The 16048-nt window shown below is 37.7% G+C and carries 10 protein-coding genes and 1 pseudogene; all 11 read right to left on the bottom strand.

Annotated elements, in window-relative coordinates:
* Positions 1-2: 2 nt before the first annotated feature.
* Positions 3-1064 (bottom strand): PTS fructose transporter subunit EIIC, encoded by a 1062-nt coding sequence (locus CKV67_RS02950; protein ID WP_014092086.1) that lies wholly within the window; start codon positions 1062-1064, stop codon positions 3-5.
* Positions 1064-1516, bottom strand: coding sequence for a PTS sugar transporter subunit IIA (locus CKV67_RS02945; RefSeq protein ID WP_014092085.1), 453 nt, complete (start codon positions 1514-1516; stop codon positions 1064-1066). Before CKV67_RS02945 ends, CKV67_RS02950 begins: the two co-directional genes overlap by 1 nt.
* Entirely contained in the window at positions 1500-3548 is a 2049-nt protein-coding gene (locus CKV67_RS02940) for a BglG family transcription antiterminator (protein WP_014092084.1), read from the bottom strand. The genes CKV67_RS02945 and CKV67_RS02940 overlap by 17 nt, the downstream gene beginning before the upstream one ends.
* Before the next feature lie 416 nt (positions 3549-3964).
* Positions 3965-9898 carry a putative cellulose-binding protein LCP gene (locus CKV67_RS02935; RefSeq protein ID WP_077913074.1) on the bottom strand — a complete coding sequence of 1978 codons (5934 nt, stop codon included), beginning with the start codon at positions 9896-9898 and terminating at the stop codon, positions 3965-3967.
* Between the two features lie 212 nt (positions 9899-10110).
* Positions 10111-10671: a hypothetical protein gene (locus CKV67_RS02930; RefSeq protein WP_014092082.1), complete on the bottom strand. Its 561-nt coding sequence runs from the start codon at positions 10669-10671 to the stop codon at positions 10111-10113.
* Positions 10652-10984, bottom strand: coding sequence for a hypothetical protein (locus CKV67_RS02925; RefSeq protein ID WP_014092081.1), 333 nt, complete (start codon positions 10982-10984; stop codon positions 10652-10654). The genes CKV67_RS02930 and CKV67_RS02925 overlap by 20 nt, the downstream gene beginning before the upstream one ends.
* A gap of 12 nt (positions 10985-10996) precedes the next feature.
* Complete coding sequence (gene atpD / locus CKV67_RS02920) at positions 10997-12367, bottom strand: F0F1 ATP synthase subunit beta (RefSeq protein WP_025279784.1); 1371 nt, start codon at positions 12365-12367, stop codon at positions 10997-10999.
* Positions 12368-13237, bottom strand: a complete 870-nt coding sequence (locus CKV67_RS02915) for a F0F1 ATP synthase subunit gamma (RefSeq protein ID WP_014092080.1) — start codon at positions 13235-13237, stop codon at positions 12368-12370.
* A complete protein-coding gene (locus tag CKV67_RS02910; protein WP_014092079.1) occupies positions 13234-14730 on the bottom strand; it encodes a F0F1 ATP synthase subunit alpha in 1497 nt (498 codons plus the stop codon). The genes CKV67_RS02915 and CKV67_RS02910 overlap by 4 nt, the downstream gene beginning before the upstream one ends.
* Positions 14727-15757, bottom strand: a pseudogene (locus tag CKV67_RS02905) (F0F1 ATP synthase subunit delta). The gene CKV67_RS02910 and the pseudogene CKV67_RS02905 overlap by 4 nt, the downstream one beginning before the upstream one ends.
* A gap of 11 nt (positions 15758-15768) precedes the next feature.
* The gene (locus CKV67_RS02900; protein ID WP_012985011.1) at positions 15769-16011 is read right to left on the bottom strand and encodes an ATP synthase subunit c family protein; all 243 of its coding nucleotides are present in this window, start codon (positions 16009-16011) and stop codon (positions 15769-15771) included.
* Positions 16012-16048 lie beyond the last annotated feature (37 nt).

Raw genomic sequence — 16048 nt, 5'->3', positions numbered from 1 at the left:
TTCTAAATATCTTCAAAATTAATATCTAAATCATCTATCTCTTGCCCTTCTTCCAGTGCCTCGTCCAGCTCAGTTGCATCTTTTTTCAGTATCCTAAGCATAACCGCTGTTACGACGGCTCCGAGCGCAATCGATATCACATAACCGATTCGATTATCTACTACAGGCAGTACAATCAAACCTCCCCAAGGAGCATGATTCAAACATCCAAATAGAAACGCAGAGATATTTCCAACAATCGAGCCAACCATAATCGACGGTATAACACGTAAAGGATCAGCTGTCGCAAATGGAATGGCTCCCTCCGTAATTCCAACACTTCCCATCAGTAATGCAGCAATTCCTGAATCTTTCTCCACTCGTGTAAATTTTTTAGGGAAAAGTAAGGTTGCGACTCCAAGACCAATAGGCGGCACACAAATCGCTACTCCAACCCCCCCCATCAAATAAGGAAGCGTGTCTACTTGTGTCTGGGCAAAGGTTGCTGCTACTTTATTCACTGGACCGCCCATATCAAAGGAAATCATCGCTCCAAGTAATGCCCCAAGTGGAACTTTTGCGGCTCCGGATAAACTGTTTAGAGCATTTGTCATCCAGTCCATAAAGCCAGAAATTGGTTCGCCGATGAGGAAAACGATAATCCCACCGGTTATTAATGTTCCGACCAGTGGATAAATGAAAATGGATCCTAATGTTTTCATCGAAGTAGATAATTTAATTTTTTTCAGTTGAATAACGACGAAACCAGCCAGGAAACCCGCGACAATTCCACCGATAAATCCTGCACCAATTTCATTTGCCAAGTATGCCCCAATCATCCCTGGAGCAAGTCCCGGTTTGTCTGCCATACTAAATGCTATGTATCCGCCCAAAATCGGAATGAAAAGTGCCAGTCCTGCTGCGCCAATCTGGTTTAATTTTGCGAGCCACCCCGCATCTGGTACTGCCGCTTGTCCACTTAACATCACGGATAGCGCAAAAAGTATCCCCCCTGCTACGACAAATGGAATCATGTAAGAAGTTGCGGTCATCAAATGTTTCTGTAAAAATTTAAGTGTTCTCATTAGTTGTCCTCCTTCACACTTTTATTTAGTAAAGCCACTGTTGCTGTGTCATCTAGTTCACTTAATTTCCCTCGAAAGTCCTCATGCATTAACAGTCTTGCCAGCTTAGAAAGTACTTTTAAATGAAAATTATTGCTGTTATTTTCTGGCACTGCGATTAGAAACACAATTTGAACAAATTCGTCGTCTGTCGTCCAGCGTATCGGCTGACTTAACTTTCCAATTACAACACATGGACGCTCTACACCACTACTTTGGGCGTGTGGCAAACCAATCCCATGTCCGATATAGGTAGAGAGTTCCCTCTCGCGTTCCAAAATATTTTTTTCAAATAGCGCTTTATCTCCTAGGTAACTGGCTTTGTCTAAGGTATCTACTAATTGTAGGATCGCTGCTTCTTTCGTTTTCACTTCTATGTTAGAAATAGATAAGAAGTCAATTTTCATCCCCATATTCTTTCACCTCCTCTTCGTATTTTTTGATAATTTGATTTGCTTCAATTGGATTTGTCGCTTGCTCTAATTTTGAAATAAAATCCGTTTGGTACGTCATTTTTGTTAAAGTAATAATTGCCGGAATCTGCTCTTTTTTATCTTTACTAGCAAGAATGAAAATTACGCTTGCTTGTTTATTTCCGAAAATAATTGGATTTTTACTAACGAGAAGTGCCATACTGTTCATTTGAACCAAACTACTATCATTTCCATGAAACAATGCAAATTCCTTATCTTTCACTGAATAAAAACCTAATTCTTCTTGTATTTCAATCATATTATCTGCATAAGCTGGTTGAACAAAGTGATTATCCGCAAGTAGGCTCGTTGCTTGTTGAATTGCTTCTCGCCATGAGTCCATTTTGGAAACAATTTGAATGGCATCGGTTCCGATTAAGTCACTTAAGCCTAGTTTTCGATTGGGAATACTCACATGTCCGTAGCCGAGTTCTTCTTTAATCACACTAATAACTTGTTGTTTAACCGAACTTTCAAGGAAACTAAGTCGCTTATTAATGGCAAAATAACTAGTTAAAATGTTCTTCTTTTTTAGACCTTGTTTCTCCAACGCTACAAAATCACACTCTTTTAAAACTGGACTTACTTTAATAGTTGGCTTCGGTAAGGGAGTCGTCATCTTTGCAGTCGTAATTACTAAATCAACGGCTTCCCAAGAGGTAAAATCTTTCAACATATATTCTGGAATCGTTGCAATAAAGCCAATTTGGTATTCGCTATTAAGCGCATCTTTCATCATCGCAATTGCTCCGTAACCAAGTCCGCAAACAATTAATGCATTTTGCTTTTCTTCTCGCTGATTTCGCTGAATGCTTGCTAAAAAATGAATCGAAAGCAACGAAATCTCATTTTCATTTTCGACACTTTCAAGTAACGGAATTGTTTTAATTGCTGTACTTGTCGCACGAAAAACATAGAGAAACTCAGCTGGAATTACATCGAATGTGTCTTCATAGATTTGTACATTTCCTCTTATTCGCTCAATCAGAGGTGCTACATGATTCAAGAGCCCTTTATATAAAATCGCATCTTCTAGAAAAGGTAAATTCAGTTCTCCACTCATTTTATTTATCAATGAATTCACTAATGTTTCAGTTGTTATCAAGTCCATTTCTTCATTTAGACTGGCATATTTATTAGTAAAAAAGACAAAACCAACCAAGATATTTAGCTGTTCTTGCGTCAGTTTAGAGTCTAAAATCGCTTCCATACCTTGAACTAACTGTGAATTAAAAATCGGCAGCACTAACTTAGTATCATTTAATGGATTAACAACATCATTTTTTATATACCAGCAAAAAACTAAAATATTCGCTAAGTACCAGTAATAAGATTCGTCATTTAGTATCCAGCCCATTTGTTTCAGCAGTTGCTTGGACCATTCATTCACGCCATTCAAATCAATATTTATGAGCGAAGTCTTCATCTCATTGAGCATACATTTCTTATAAAAATTAGTTTCAGTATCTTCATTTGGAATCAAATCAATATAATCACGCAAAATCCGAACGCGTTCATTTAAAACAGCGCTTTCATTACCGTTTAAATGATAGCCTTGTTTATAAACTAATTGAAGATTCGCTTTTTGCAAACTTTCTTCTACTAATAGTAAATCTTTTTTTATTGTGGTTCGTGAAACTTTCATCCATTTACTTAAATGCTCCAGATTCACTTTTTTAATATTAAAAAATAGCAAGTACTGTAAAATATTAATTCTTTCTTGTGGGGTATAGATATATGCTTCATTTTCTTCTAATACTAATTTGGCCAAATCAGCTGATAAAACTAGCCTTCCCTTTCCCTCCTTTGTAATAGGCTGTAATTGATTAAGCGTTAGTGCGTCATTGATATTATCGATATCATATCGGATTTTCCGCTCAGATATTTCTAGCTTCCGACTAATATCTCGAATATTCGACTCACTCTTGCCTTCTAAATATTTTATGATTAGTACCATTCTGCCACTTAACATCTCTTATCACCTCTTCATACTAGTTGCGATAAAATTATTTAGAAGGCCTGCTCCTAAATCTATCGTACCGCCCTGTAAGCACTTCCACAATTTACATAATTCGAAATAATTTTTTACAAAAACTATAGGTCTAGCAACGCTCCTTTTCTGTTCGATAATTAATTATACCTTGCAAAATAGAGTCCTTAAGAGCCATTGAAAGTTATCCTACAGGAAAAGATGATAACGAGATGCCTAAAACAGGAAAATACACATTGAAAATCTAATTTCAGATTTCCAATGTGTATTTTGTGTGTTTACTTCTATAGAGCAGAAGAGATAGCACATTTTTTATTTTACTTATTTATAGCTACGTTTTCTTCGACTAATTACCCATAGAAGTAGGCTTAGGTTTAGTAAACTAATTCCCACCCAGATTATCCAGTTGGTTGGTCCCCTGCTTTTGGTAATGGTTTCACGTTTTCATGGTAGGCGGTGTGTTGGATGTTACTTTTTACTCGAAGTTTCGGATTTCTTGTATCTTCGACTTGTATTGTGGCAGTGACTGATAATTGTTTTTTACCTGCCTCCGTGGTTCCTTCATTTGGGTCGATAATATATGTTACTTGATAATCTCCAACTTGGTTTGGGTTAACCGTACCATTTGTTTGTACTTGCTTGAAGCTTATAGCTTTGCCATCTCGATTAGTTGCGCTGATGAAATTGTCTTTAGCTGTCCAATCATCACCTTTTTGGATGGTGCTGTCTTGTACAGTGATTTGGGATTGGTTTTCTAGTACGGTCACTTGTGTCACGACTTTGACTCCATCATAACTATAGCTAACTTCGTAAGTACCAGGTTTTTTCGTGTCTACCAAACCAGTGACAGTCATAGCTGCGAAGGAAACTTGGTTACCTTTTTTATCGGTGGCCTGTTCAAAATTATCTTTCGTTGTCCACTTATCTCCTGCGTAGATAGTGCTATCATGAACATTGATACTGGTTTGCCTTGGTTCGACTGTGACCTTAATAGTGGTCGATGAACAGTCATAGCTGTAAGTGATTTGATATACACCAGCTATAGCTGTATTAAGCTTTGGCTTTTCGCTTACGGTGACCTTTTGGAAGTTGACTGCTTTGCCACTTTTATCGGTCGCGCTATCAAAGTTATCTTTTGCACTCCAGCTATCTCCTGTATAAATCACAGAATCATGGGCATGAACAGTAGTTTGCGGATCTTTGATGGTAACGTTAATTGTTGTTGAGATGCCGTCGTAACTGTAGATTATGGGATACGTGCCTGATTTATCAGTATCTACATCACCACTTACGTGGATTGCTGTGAACGGAACTGGATTACCATCTTTATCACGGGCGCTGTCAAAGTTATCGGCTGCGGTCCAGCTATCTTCGGTGTAGAGAATTGAGTCATGAGCATTGACAGCAGTTTGAATGTCTTTGACGGTCAGCATAATGGTTTTGGATACTTTGCCATCGCTATAGGTGACTTGATAGATACCTGCTTTCTTCGTATCAACTGTTGGTTTTTCAGTGACTCGGATATCTTCGAAAATGATTGAATTACCCTCTTTATCAAAAGCACTATCGAAGTTGTCAGCTGCGGTCCAACTTTCTCCTACATAGATAGAGGAATCATGGGCGCTGATGCCAGATTTATTTTCTTTGACGATTACAGTAATGGTTGTTGACACTCCATCATAGGTATATGTGATGGTATTCTCGCCTGCTTGCTTGGTATTGATGGTACCAAGCACCGTTACATCCACCAATGCCACTGGATTGCCTTCTTTGTTTAGAGCACTGTCAAAGTTATCTGCGGCACTCCATGTATCGCCAGTATAAATCACAGAATCATGGGCATTTACAGCCGTCAGATTTTCTTTGACGGTTACTTGAATGGTTGCTGCTACGCCATTATAGGTGTAAGTTACGGGATATGTGCCTGCGACACTGGTATTGACAGTCCCAGAAGCTGTGACATCCGTGAATGCTACTGAGTTACCTTCTTTATTTATCGCACTGTCAAAGTTATCTGTGGCGCTCCATGTATCGCCAATATAAAGAGTCGAATTATGCGCGTTCACGGTGGTTAAATCTTGCGCGACGGTTACTTGAATACTAACTTCTACTTTTTTCCCATCTTTAGTAATCGTATATGTTATTGGATAGGTTCCCCCTTGATTCGAGCCATTTTTTATCGCGGACAATTGGATTTGGTTGATTTGCACCAAATTTAAGCAATCTACAGCACTGGAATTGGCACCATTTTTCACTTCTTCAAAGGCGGCTGTTTTGGCAAGATCCAATGCCTGTGTATTCGTTAATGAGACAGCTTCTTTATATTCCAATGAAAAATCGGTCGCTCCCATGGTGAAGCCATCTTTTTGGATGATTGTTCCGTCTGTGGAAGTAACATACACCGGTGCAGTGGAGCTTTGTTTCGTACCCAAAATATCTTGAATCTCAATCGTGATATCTGTTGTAGCAATCGTTTTGTCATTAGCAGAAACACCCACAATTGCGGCTAAACCATCACTTAATGTTTGTATTCTGGCTATGCTCGTATTAGTAACAGTCCATTTGTAGCCATTTATACTCGCTTGAATATTTTGGAAAAAAGCAGGTTCAATAGTATTTTCTGCCGCTTGTTCACTTGTAGAGGCTACTTTTGGCAGAGTGATTTCTAAACTACGTCCTACTTGTACACGTTTTTCATTTAAATTCACTTTTAAATCTTCTGCTGGGTTGTAGGCATAATACCCAGCACTGATATACTGGGAGGTGGGCTGAGTTGGGTCGATATTTTTCGCCCAGCCTTTATCTGTGCCACTATAAGGTACATCGCTATCACTCGTGGTATCTTTCCCACTGTTTTTCAAGGTATACTGGTAACCTGCTTTATCTGGGAATTTCACTGCGTAATTTCCGTAGCCTACATCAGATTGGTAATCAAAAGTATACGTCCCATTTGCATCGGTTTTGGTGGTGATAACCTCACCATCTTTCGTTATTGTTTCATAAGTGGTTGTCGTGTCATTCCACTTGTAGAGTTCGACAGTTTCGTTTGTTAGAGCTTCGTCTCCTTTGTCTTTTTCATATACCCCGTTGACATCTTTATCGTTAAACAAGGTACCGGAGATTTCACCGATAACGAGTTCTGCACCAACTTTTGTGCCTGATAGAGATCCAGAGAAAGTATTGGTAATAACACGGTAATATGGATTATAGATATCTCGTTCGCTGATTTTATTGTCTTCATTGGCTGATTCAAAGGTTTCATCCACTTTGAGTGGTACTTTAAACGTTTGAGTTTCACCGGCATTGATTTGTGTTTTTACATTAATCCGTACCATATTAACTTTTTCGTAATCGGAAACGGTGGAGCTATAAATGCTAGTCGAATCGTAATTATCGGCTGTTGCTGTAGTCGTATAGCTCACGTCAAAATGGGATTGTTGTTCGGAAGTGATATCCAGTGCGCTGTTTAGTTTCATGTCCCATTTGAAGGCTTCACTTTGGAATTTGGCTCCGAAGTCTTGGCCTGTTTTTGGAATTGGGATGTAGAGTTCAAAGGTACTGGCCTCTCCGCTTGATGTGTTAGTGATTTTAACGGTATAATCTGCATCAGTTCCGGGTGTGAAGTAAGACACGGTGCTATCTTCTCCTTCAACGTACGCAGCTTTTTCACCTTCACCAGCCATGCTTAAAAAGGTTTCTACAGTAACGGTATCTTGTTTCGGAATGCTTAGCGAGCTACTAGCAACAGAAAGTAAGTATTCGTTGTCTTTACCGTTTTTATTAACATCTAATCCTGTATCTGAAAAACAGTTATTAGTTATTGCTGAAACAACATTAGGACCACCCCAAGCAATGATATCTTGCGCATCCATATTGATGCTTTTGTCTAACGTCATATCAAATGTTGTATCATAGCTAAGATTAAGATATTGAGACTTAGATGGATAGCCAACATAGCCTCCTACTGTTACATTTGTCGTTTTTAGAACGTAGAGTTTTTCACCATTATTGGCTGTTTCCGTTTTAATTGTAAAATCAACATTTTTTCCGTCTTGATCAGTTAATTTTATGGAGGACGATTGTATTGTCATTCCGGGTAGTACATGTAGATATACTTCTGGATTGTTGAGCACCGTTCGTGTTCCATAAGGATAATCGAATAAAGCTAATAATGCTTTAGTCTTGATGGTTTCTCCTGCACTTGCTACTTTGACTTGGGTACCTGCTTTATCATAAAAAGCCGCAGTTCCACTTGCTGCAGTTCTAATATTATTTGAGACACTATAAGTTGATATACCAGATGATTTTGTCTCCATTTCATCTGCTGCATCCCAAATTGCTCCTTTAAACTGGACAGATGTTATTCCCGGTTTGACAATCCCGTAAGAAGTAGAAGAATTGGGTCTATGAACACCATTTGGATCTGTATTCATATAACCAGCAGAAAAATCTCCTACATTAGCTTTCACCTCTGTAAAGTATTCTCCATCTTGGAGGCCAACCGCAACTGCATCTAATGTAACCATTCGATTGCTATTAATTTTAGGAAGTGAACCTTTATACGTTCGATAACTTGAATTGAGATTCGTTTTATACTGTATATCCGTCATTTGATTATCTGAAATACTACCATCAAAAGGCAGATTAACTGTATAAGCTTCCCAATTAGGATCAAACTGAATTTGATAAACTTGATTGGTTTTTAGACCTGCTGTTTTCCTATTATTAACTTGTATACTTCCTGCCCATGTTTCATTATCTGGATTGATATTTTTTTCTCCTCCAGTTAAAACCATTTTGTTAATGGTTTTATCAACAACTATACACTCATCCAGTGAAGCTAGTGTTGTCAAATTAGAAGGGATAGAGGTCAATGCGTCCGATTCAAATACTTTTTTATCATAGGTTGTGATAACTGCGTGTGGTATTTGAGGCGCACTATATGTGCCCGCTACTGTTTCCTTAGGGATTTTATATTTCACCGAAAAGATAGAATTATCTATCTTGCTTATATTCATTTGTTTATAATCAATAATCACCTTATTCTCGTTTGGATATGGTGTTATCGTGATATTAGAGTTATTTGTTATGGGGATTCCATTATTATTAACAACTCCAACATATTCCATTCCTTTTGGATAATACAATGTTACTTTTAAATTTTTTGCCAAATACGCATAAGCCCCGCGGGAATCCAATTGATTTATACCGTTAACAACAGAGTATGGCTTCGTATAGTTATAGGAGGGCTCTGTATCGCTACTAGCTAAAACTTCTGATAAACCATGATTGACATACCAGGTACGGAACATTGTTTTTACATGATCTTGAGCTGCAAAACCAACCACTTTATTTCCTTCTGCATGAATTGTCTGCTCGGCGGAAGCAACCGGTGTGCTTCCTTCCCCAACATACACTTCCGTCTTTATTGGAGATTGTAAATCAGTAGCACCATAGTATTTCGCCGCATCTACTCGAACTGAAAAAGTAAAACTCGCTTTTTCTGTTCCAGGATTTAGGTCATAACTAACTGTTCCAAAGGTTGCTTTACTATAGGTTGTTTCTTGGTTTGGAATGGTCATCGAAGTAATTGCAATGCCAAGTGGGTCACTCGAACTTAAATAGTTTATGATGCTCGGTTCTACGCCATCAGCAGGTTTATAATCGTTCGAAGCAGGTATTGAAACAAAGCACATTCCATCTGGTAAAGCGAAATTCACTTTTTTGCTAGAAGAAGTGCTGTCACCAAACTCTACTGTTGTAGTGACCGTTTTGATATCACCATTAGCCCAGGCTGTATTATTATAATCCGGTATGCTTAAAGTTACATTTGTCTGTCCTGATTTAAGCAACTTTTTGTTCGCTTTTTGGGTGGCTGGATTTTGGTTATTTATAGCCTTGGAGCCTGGAGCCTCGTCTGTTTCCTTTGTTTTGTTTATTTCATCTTCAGAAACAATACCACTTACTTCATAAGAAGCATGGAAAGTTTGGGTTTCTGTCGTTTCAACATCATCTGCATTCTGGTAGGTGATAGTGAAATCTATAACACCATTTTTTTCGGCTATATAAGTGGCTTCTTCTCCTTCTGTTTTTTTGCCATCTGGTGTTTCCACTGTTAACATTGTCACCTGTTCATTTTGGGGTATCGCCTTTATTTTAATAGTAGCTTTCTTTTTATCTCTTGATAACTCTTTTTGAACTTCATACGAAATATCTTTATTGCTATTTCCTTCTGCTAATGCATGGAAAGGCACTAAATTAAATTGACCAAATAATAAGAAAAGGGCTAATGTTAATAAAAAGTAGCTCCGTACCCGTTTTGCTTTTTTCATAAAGAGTTCTCTCCTTCAGTAATTTTCCTTAGTTACATTTAATATATTACAGGTAGAGTAATAGGCTGTACACGAAATTAGAGTAGCTTATTTAAATAAACGCAGAAAAAGGCTTCTCCATTCAAATTTCAGTCACAAAACAAAGTCATTTTTGACATATTTTCGACATATTTCAAAATAAAAAGCACCCATTGTTTCAACGGGCACTATAATTATCTTACTAATTTCACATAAATACGTTGCCATAAAAACAAGGCAAACCCAGCTACTAAGAGACTGAAAACAACTAAATAAATCCTTACTCCAAATTGGGTAATTAAAGAAAGTTCTGCTATATTTGTGAATAAAATCTGCAAAGCTCTAATCCCAAAACAACCCATAAAGTAAAGAGCTGTGATTAAGAGTACTCCGCCAAATCGTATTATTTCTTTGGTTACTTTTTGCGACACTCGTATTCTTTTCCATAAAGCAACTGGTAGAAACAACCAGCTACTCCAAAATATTAGTGCAACGTATGAAAATGGAATCGCAGGTATTTGTACTGCAAATAAACATACTAAAAGTGTTGCACTGATAACAATAAGAAAAGCTGTAACTTCAGCATCTAACTGGTAATGATCATGCCAAAGCTGATAACGTCGAATTCGCTTTAATATCGCACCATCTTTTGCTAAATAATGACGAACAACAGCTAGAATTACTAGCATTGTCAGAAAAAAAGTAAGCATTAAGCCACAAATCAGCAATAATGTTTCAATAAATCCGCTTGCCATTCGATCCCCTGCTCTCTGATTGTTTTCGTTTGTTTAGTCGTTCAAAAATCCGCTCCGCTTGCTTAGAGTCTGTGGAAGCAAATTGTGCCATAATATTGGCTTCATTTTGAACAAGATGTAAATAACCTAGCGCAACAAAAATCGGTTCAGAAGCAAGATCATCCAAAATAATAATTTCACTATAATCAAAGAAGCTTAAGAAATCGATATGTTCCTCTAAGACGGTTTGTTGTCCTTCTTTTGTATTGATGACAAAGCCTTCTACTTCACCTTCAAAAAATTGCCCCATAGGTGAGACGATTTTAAGTTTCATTTTCTTCTCCTCCTATTTCAAGTTTTTGTAGGATCCGATAAACAAAAAGTCCCGCTCTGAGCGTTCATCATAATCGCCATTCAAAATGCGTTCAATACTTATGAGTAAATCCTCAATTTCAACAAAAGTACCTTCTGATCCAGTGAATTTTTCGGAAACATAAAATGGTTGGGAAAGGAAATTACGGATTTTTCTCGCCCGATTTACAAGGTTCTTATCCTCGTCACTTAATTCGGCAATTCCTAACACGTTGATAATTTCTTGTAATTCCATGTAGCGTTGTAAGATAAATTTCACTTGGACAGCTAAGTTGTAATGACGTTTCCCTACAAAATTGGGGTTAAGTGCGCGCGATGATGATTGAAGTGGATTAACAGCAGGAAAAATACCAAGGGCTGCAATCGAACGTTCCAATACGATTATCGAATCCAAATGACTAAATGTTGCCACGGCAGAAGGATCATCAATATCATCTGCTGGTAGGAAAACACATTGAATTGAGGTAATAGAGCCATCTTTAGTAGATGCGATGCGATCTTGAAAGTCTCCAACTTCTTTGGAAAGTGTCGATTGATAGCCGCCTGTAATCGGAATTTTACCTTGTAATGAAGCAACCTCTGAGCCAGCTTGGATAAAGCGGAAAACATTAGCAATGAAAAGTAGTACATCTTTTTTCTCTGCATCCCGTAAATATTCCGCAATGGTTAAGCCAGTTAAAGCAACACGCATCCGAACACCTGGGGACTCGTTCATTTGACCAAGTACAACAGTTGTTTGCGGCAATACGCCACTTTCTTCTAGTTCTTTATATAAACCAATTCCTTCACGAACACGTTCCCCAACACCGGTAAATACAGCATTTCCACCTAACAAACTAATATTATTAGTTAGTTCTTGCATGAGTACTGATTTACCAACACCCGCACCACCAAAAAGACCCGTTTTACCACCTTTTAAAATTGGGCAGATTAAATCAATTACTTTAATTCCTGTGTATAGGATTTCTTTGTTGGTATCTAGTTCAGAAAGTTTTGGTTGGCTACGAAAAATTGGCCATTTCACTTCTGTATCTGGTTCAGGTTTTCCATCAATTGCTTTTCCATAAACATTCAGCATGCGGCCCAACACTTTTTCACCAACAGGCACTTCAATCGGATGTCCTAAATTAACAACGATTGTTCCTCTTGAAAGACCACTCACTTCGCCAATTGCAATAGCGGATACAGTATTGATTCCAGTATGCTGAACGACTTCTGCTAGATATGTTCCTTGGTGTGTTTTATATTCCAGTGCGTAACCAATTTCTGGTAAATCACTTTTATTAAATTCTATTTTTAAAACAAAACCACTAATACTAATAATGGTCCCAGTGTTTTTTTTCATTTATTCTTCTTCCTTCCTGATTGTCTGTGCACCACTGATGATGTCTAGCAGTTCGCTGGTTTTCTGTTGTAGTGCTTGTTTTCTAGCATCAAAAATTGCTTCTTCAAGCTGTTTTTGGATATTATCCTTTGCTTGCTTCATCGCGATTCGACGCATACAATATTCGCTGGCAACCGAATAACGAAACATACTATAAAGCAATCCACATAAATAGTTTTCGAGTAATAGTTGCTCGACCTGCTCATCATCCTCCTCATAATCAAGAACATAATCAACCTCAATTGGCTGCATACCTTCTTCTTCAGGGATATCAGGATAAATTTTTTCACACATCGCTTCTGAATGAACAGCATTAAAATATTTGGTAAAAACAACATATAGTGCATCCATCTCTTGCGCATTAATTTGGTCGATAAAATCAGCAGTAATTGCTGTGGTTGTCTCTAAATCAATATTTTCAAGCGAAACTTGCAAGTAAGCAGTGATGTTCTGGTCAAGCTTGGTTAAATAACGATGACCCTGATCACCGATAACCACCCAGTTAATCTTGACTTGATCACCAAGCGATTCAATAAGTCGGTCAATTTGCGAAAATACATCACTATTATAAGCACCGCAAAGTCCACGTTCAGAAGTAACAGCAATCGCAGTGATATTCTTTTCAACAGCTGCATGATTATTACCATTATGCATCGTTTTTCTCACCCAGCGTAGACTTTTCAAAATAGTTTCGTAATAACTAACAGCTGCTTCGGATTTTTCTCGTAGTTGAGGAAGTTTTCCAAGTGTCGCCAGTTCTGTCACGTGGACAATTTTGTGTGTGGAGTTAAGAGCTTTGATTTTCTTTTGAGCCTCGTTTGTGCTACTCAACTAAAAGGCCTCCCCGCTTCCAGAATAATTTCTTCTAACATTTTAGTATGCGACTCACTTAAATCACTAATGCCACTAATCTGACTTGAAAATTGTTCGAACGCTTCGCTTTTATGTGCTTTTTCTAATAATAGTCCTTTAAATGTTTGTATTTTAGCAGGTGAGATTTCTGTTAAAAATCCATGTTGGAAAGCGTATAAAATAGCTGCTAAATCTGCTACTGATAATGGATTTAAAATGTTTTGTTTGAAAAGTTCTGTCAAGATCCGACCATCCGTAACCATTTTCATACTACCGTCATCCAGTGCGTTCCCGAAATCAAGTAATTCTTTTAATTCCTCATACTGCGAAAGAATCAATGTTAGGTTTTTGCTAAGCTTTCGAATAATTGGGTGTTGTGCATCTCCACCAATCCTCGAAACAGATACCCCAACATCTACTGCAGGCTTTTGGCCACGGTTGAATAAATCAGATTTTAAAAACAGTTGACCGTCTGTAATGGAGATAACGTTGGTAGGAATATACGCAGTTACATCATCAGATAATGTTTCAATCATTGGAAGTGCTGTGATAGAACCCCCGCCATGCGCCTCATTCATTTGGACAGCTCGCTCAAGCAAACTAGAGTGAATATAAAAACTATCTCCCGGATAAGCTTCTCGACCTGGTGGGCGATTAAATAGTAAACTGATTGCCCGGTAAGCGTCTGCATGTTTTGTTAAATCATCAAAAATAATCAGTACATCTTTACCTTGGTCACGCAAAGATTCTGCTACAGCCATTCCTGCATATGGTGTTAAGTACTGAGATGTAAGCGAATCACTGGCAGCTGTTGCAACAACAGTAGAATAGTCCATTGCTCCGTGGCGTTTTAGTGTTTCAATGACTTCTGCAATGTAAGCTGCTTTTAGTCCAATTGCTACATAAATACAATGAACATTTTGATCATGCTGATTGATGATTGTATCTACTGCAATTTGTGTTTTTCCGGTTTGCCTATTACCAAGTATCAATTGGCGTTGGCCTCGACCAATCGGTGTAATCGAATCAATAGATGCAAGTCCAGTATTTAATGGACGGGTAACACTATCAATCGTCATAATTGCTGGAGTTACACAAAAAAGTGGGTAACTACTTGTTGGTTTTTCTGCTGTTTCGTCATAAAGCATTTTTCCAGTTGTATCAATAATACGACCAGTCATATCTTCAAAAAGAGCTACTTCCATAAAACTCTCAGCAACAGAAACATTCATGCCTTCTAAAATATCATTTGTTTCGTCAATCAGACCAATCCCAACAAATTCTTCATTCAATTCAAGAATAATGCCGCGATGCTTCTCGTCAATTAATACAGCCTGATGAAGCGCTGCATTCTCTAAACCGGAAGAAAAAATAACACCATCAGAAATTTTTTCAACGCGGCCATGCTCTTTTAAATAATCTAAGTCCACAGGGGTTTCGTATTTTTTCATATCAAAATGAATTGTTTTCAAATTTTCACTTCCGCTTCGATTTTTTCTGTTGAGCGCTTAATTAATTCTTGGTAGCTCATATCAATGGATTTCGTTCCATATTCCAGAATGACTCCACCAATTAATTCTTTTTTAACATAGTACTCAATTTTATAGTTTTCATGATTTGGCTGCAAAGTTTTTCAAAATGGTTCGCTGATTCTTTGCTAGCTACTTTTACACGAATAAGCCCTGTGTAAAAGTGAATATTGTATACGCCTAAATAATTTTTATAAAGGGAACGTGATTGACGATAAGAAAAGTGTGTGAGCATATAAAATAGAAACTGCACAAATTCTGCATCTAATTCATCTAATGTACCGTCCTCACGCATTACTTTCAATTTTTGTTCTGGTGATAGATAACTGCTTTGATAAATTTGTTTAACAGCCAGTCTGCTTGACCGCTCATTGAATTTTTTAAATGACTCCATAAACATATGCAATTGCTCTGGTAAATACATTTCGAATAACTGCAAAATCACTTTATAAGGAAGTGCACAACGTATTTTTTCCGCACGTATTAGTGCATCAAATTCACGAAGGGACTCACTGAATAACTCAGCTTCCTCTTCCTCTGATTCAATGAAAACCAGTTGAAGAATTTCCTCTACATAGCTGCTAAGTGATTTACGCGGCGCATGAGGAGTCGTTGCAATACTTGGAACTTCCACAATTTGCTTTGGTTTTTCATTTTGCCAAATATGAAGCTGCTGTTCGTACTGTTTATTCTCCGCAACTAATTGATCGATTTCTTCTAAAAAAATCACTTCTTTTTGTTCTGCTTCATTAGCCAGCTGTCTGTTTTTTTGTTCTTCACGGGTTGTCGCAACCTTTTGTCGTTTCAGTCGCCGTAAAAGACTTTCCTTTTCAAGCGACGGATCTTGACTAAGTTCATAGAAAAAACTGGTTAGTATATTTTCTAGTTTTTTCAAGGTGAAGTGAAGCAGGTATAAAAAGCCAACTGCAAAAATACCATAAAGAATGATTGTTTCAATTATTTTTTCCATGTTTACACCCATCATATAAACGGATTAACCCAAAGCAAGATGACTGCAATCGCTAGTGCAAAAAGCATCAATGCGACAATCATTAGGAGTCCCAAAAAGAGACCTCCCATAACTTCTTTTTTAGCATTTGGGTTTTTTCCGATAATTTCTGTTGCTCTACTAACCGCAATCCCTTGTCCAATTGCAGCGCCAAGTGTCGCTAGTCCTACTGCGAGCGCTGCGCCAATTACGCTACATGCAACTACTAAATCCATTATTAAATTCCTACCTTCTTATGAAAATTGTGATACG

The sequence above is a fragment of the Listeria ivanovii subsp. ivanovii genome, from assembly GCF_900187025.1.
Lineage (GTDB): Bacteria > Bacillota > Bacilli > Lactobacillales > Listeriaceae > Listeria > Listeria ivanovii.
Note: the sequence above shows the minus strand (reverse complement) of the source record. Positions and strands in the feature narration are given on the sequence as shown.

What these genes read in the sequence shown, in the direction of transcription:
- CKV67_RS02940 (WP_014092084.1), bottom strand. Translation starts at nt 3,548, where the DNA reads ATGTTAAGTGGCAGAATGGTACTAATCATAAAATATTTAGAAGGCAAG.
- CKV67_RS02930 (WP_014092082.1), bottom strand. Translation starts at nt 10,671, where the DNA reads ATGGCAAGCGGATTTATTGAAACATTATTGCTGATTTGTGGCTTAATG.
- CKV67_RS02935 (WP_077913074.1), bottom strand. Translation starts at nt 9,898, where the DNA reads ATGAAAAAAGCAAAACGGGTACGGAGCTACTTTTTATTAACATTAGCC.
- CKV67_RS02950 (WP_014092086.1), bottom strand. Translation starts at nt 1,064, where the DNA reads ATGAGAACACTTAAATTTTTACAGAAACATTTGATGACCGCAACTTCT.
- CKV67_RS02945 (WP_014092085.1), bottom strand. Translation starts at nt 1,516, where the DNA reads ATGGGGATGAAAATTGACTTCTTATCTATTTCTAACATAGAAGTGAAA.
- CKV67_RS02900 (WP_012985011.1), bottom strand. Translation starts at nt 16,011, where the DNA reads ATGGATTTAGTAGTTGCATGTAGCGTAATTGGCGCAGCGCTCGCAGTA.
- atpD (WP_025279784.1), bottom strand. Translation starts at nt 12,367, where the DNA reads ATGAAAAAAAACACTGGGACCATTATTAGTATTAGTGGTTTTGTTTTA.
- CKV67_RS02925 (WP_014092081.1), bottom strand. Translation starts at nt 10,984, where the DNA reads ATGAAACTTAAAATCGTCTCACCTATGGGGCAATTTTTTGAAGGTGAA.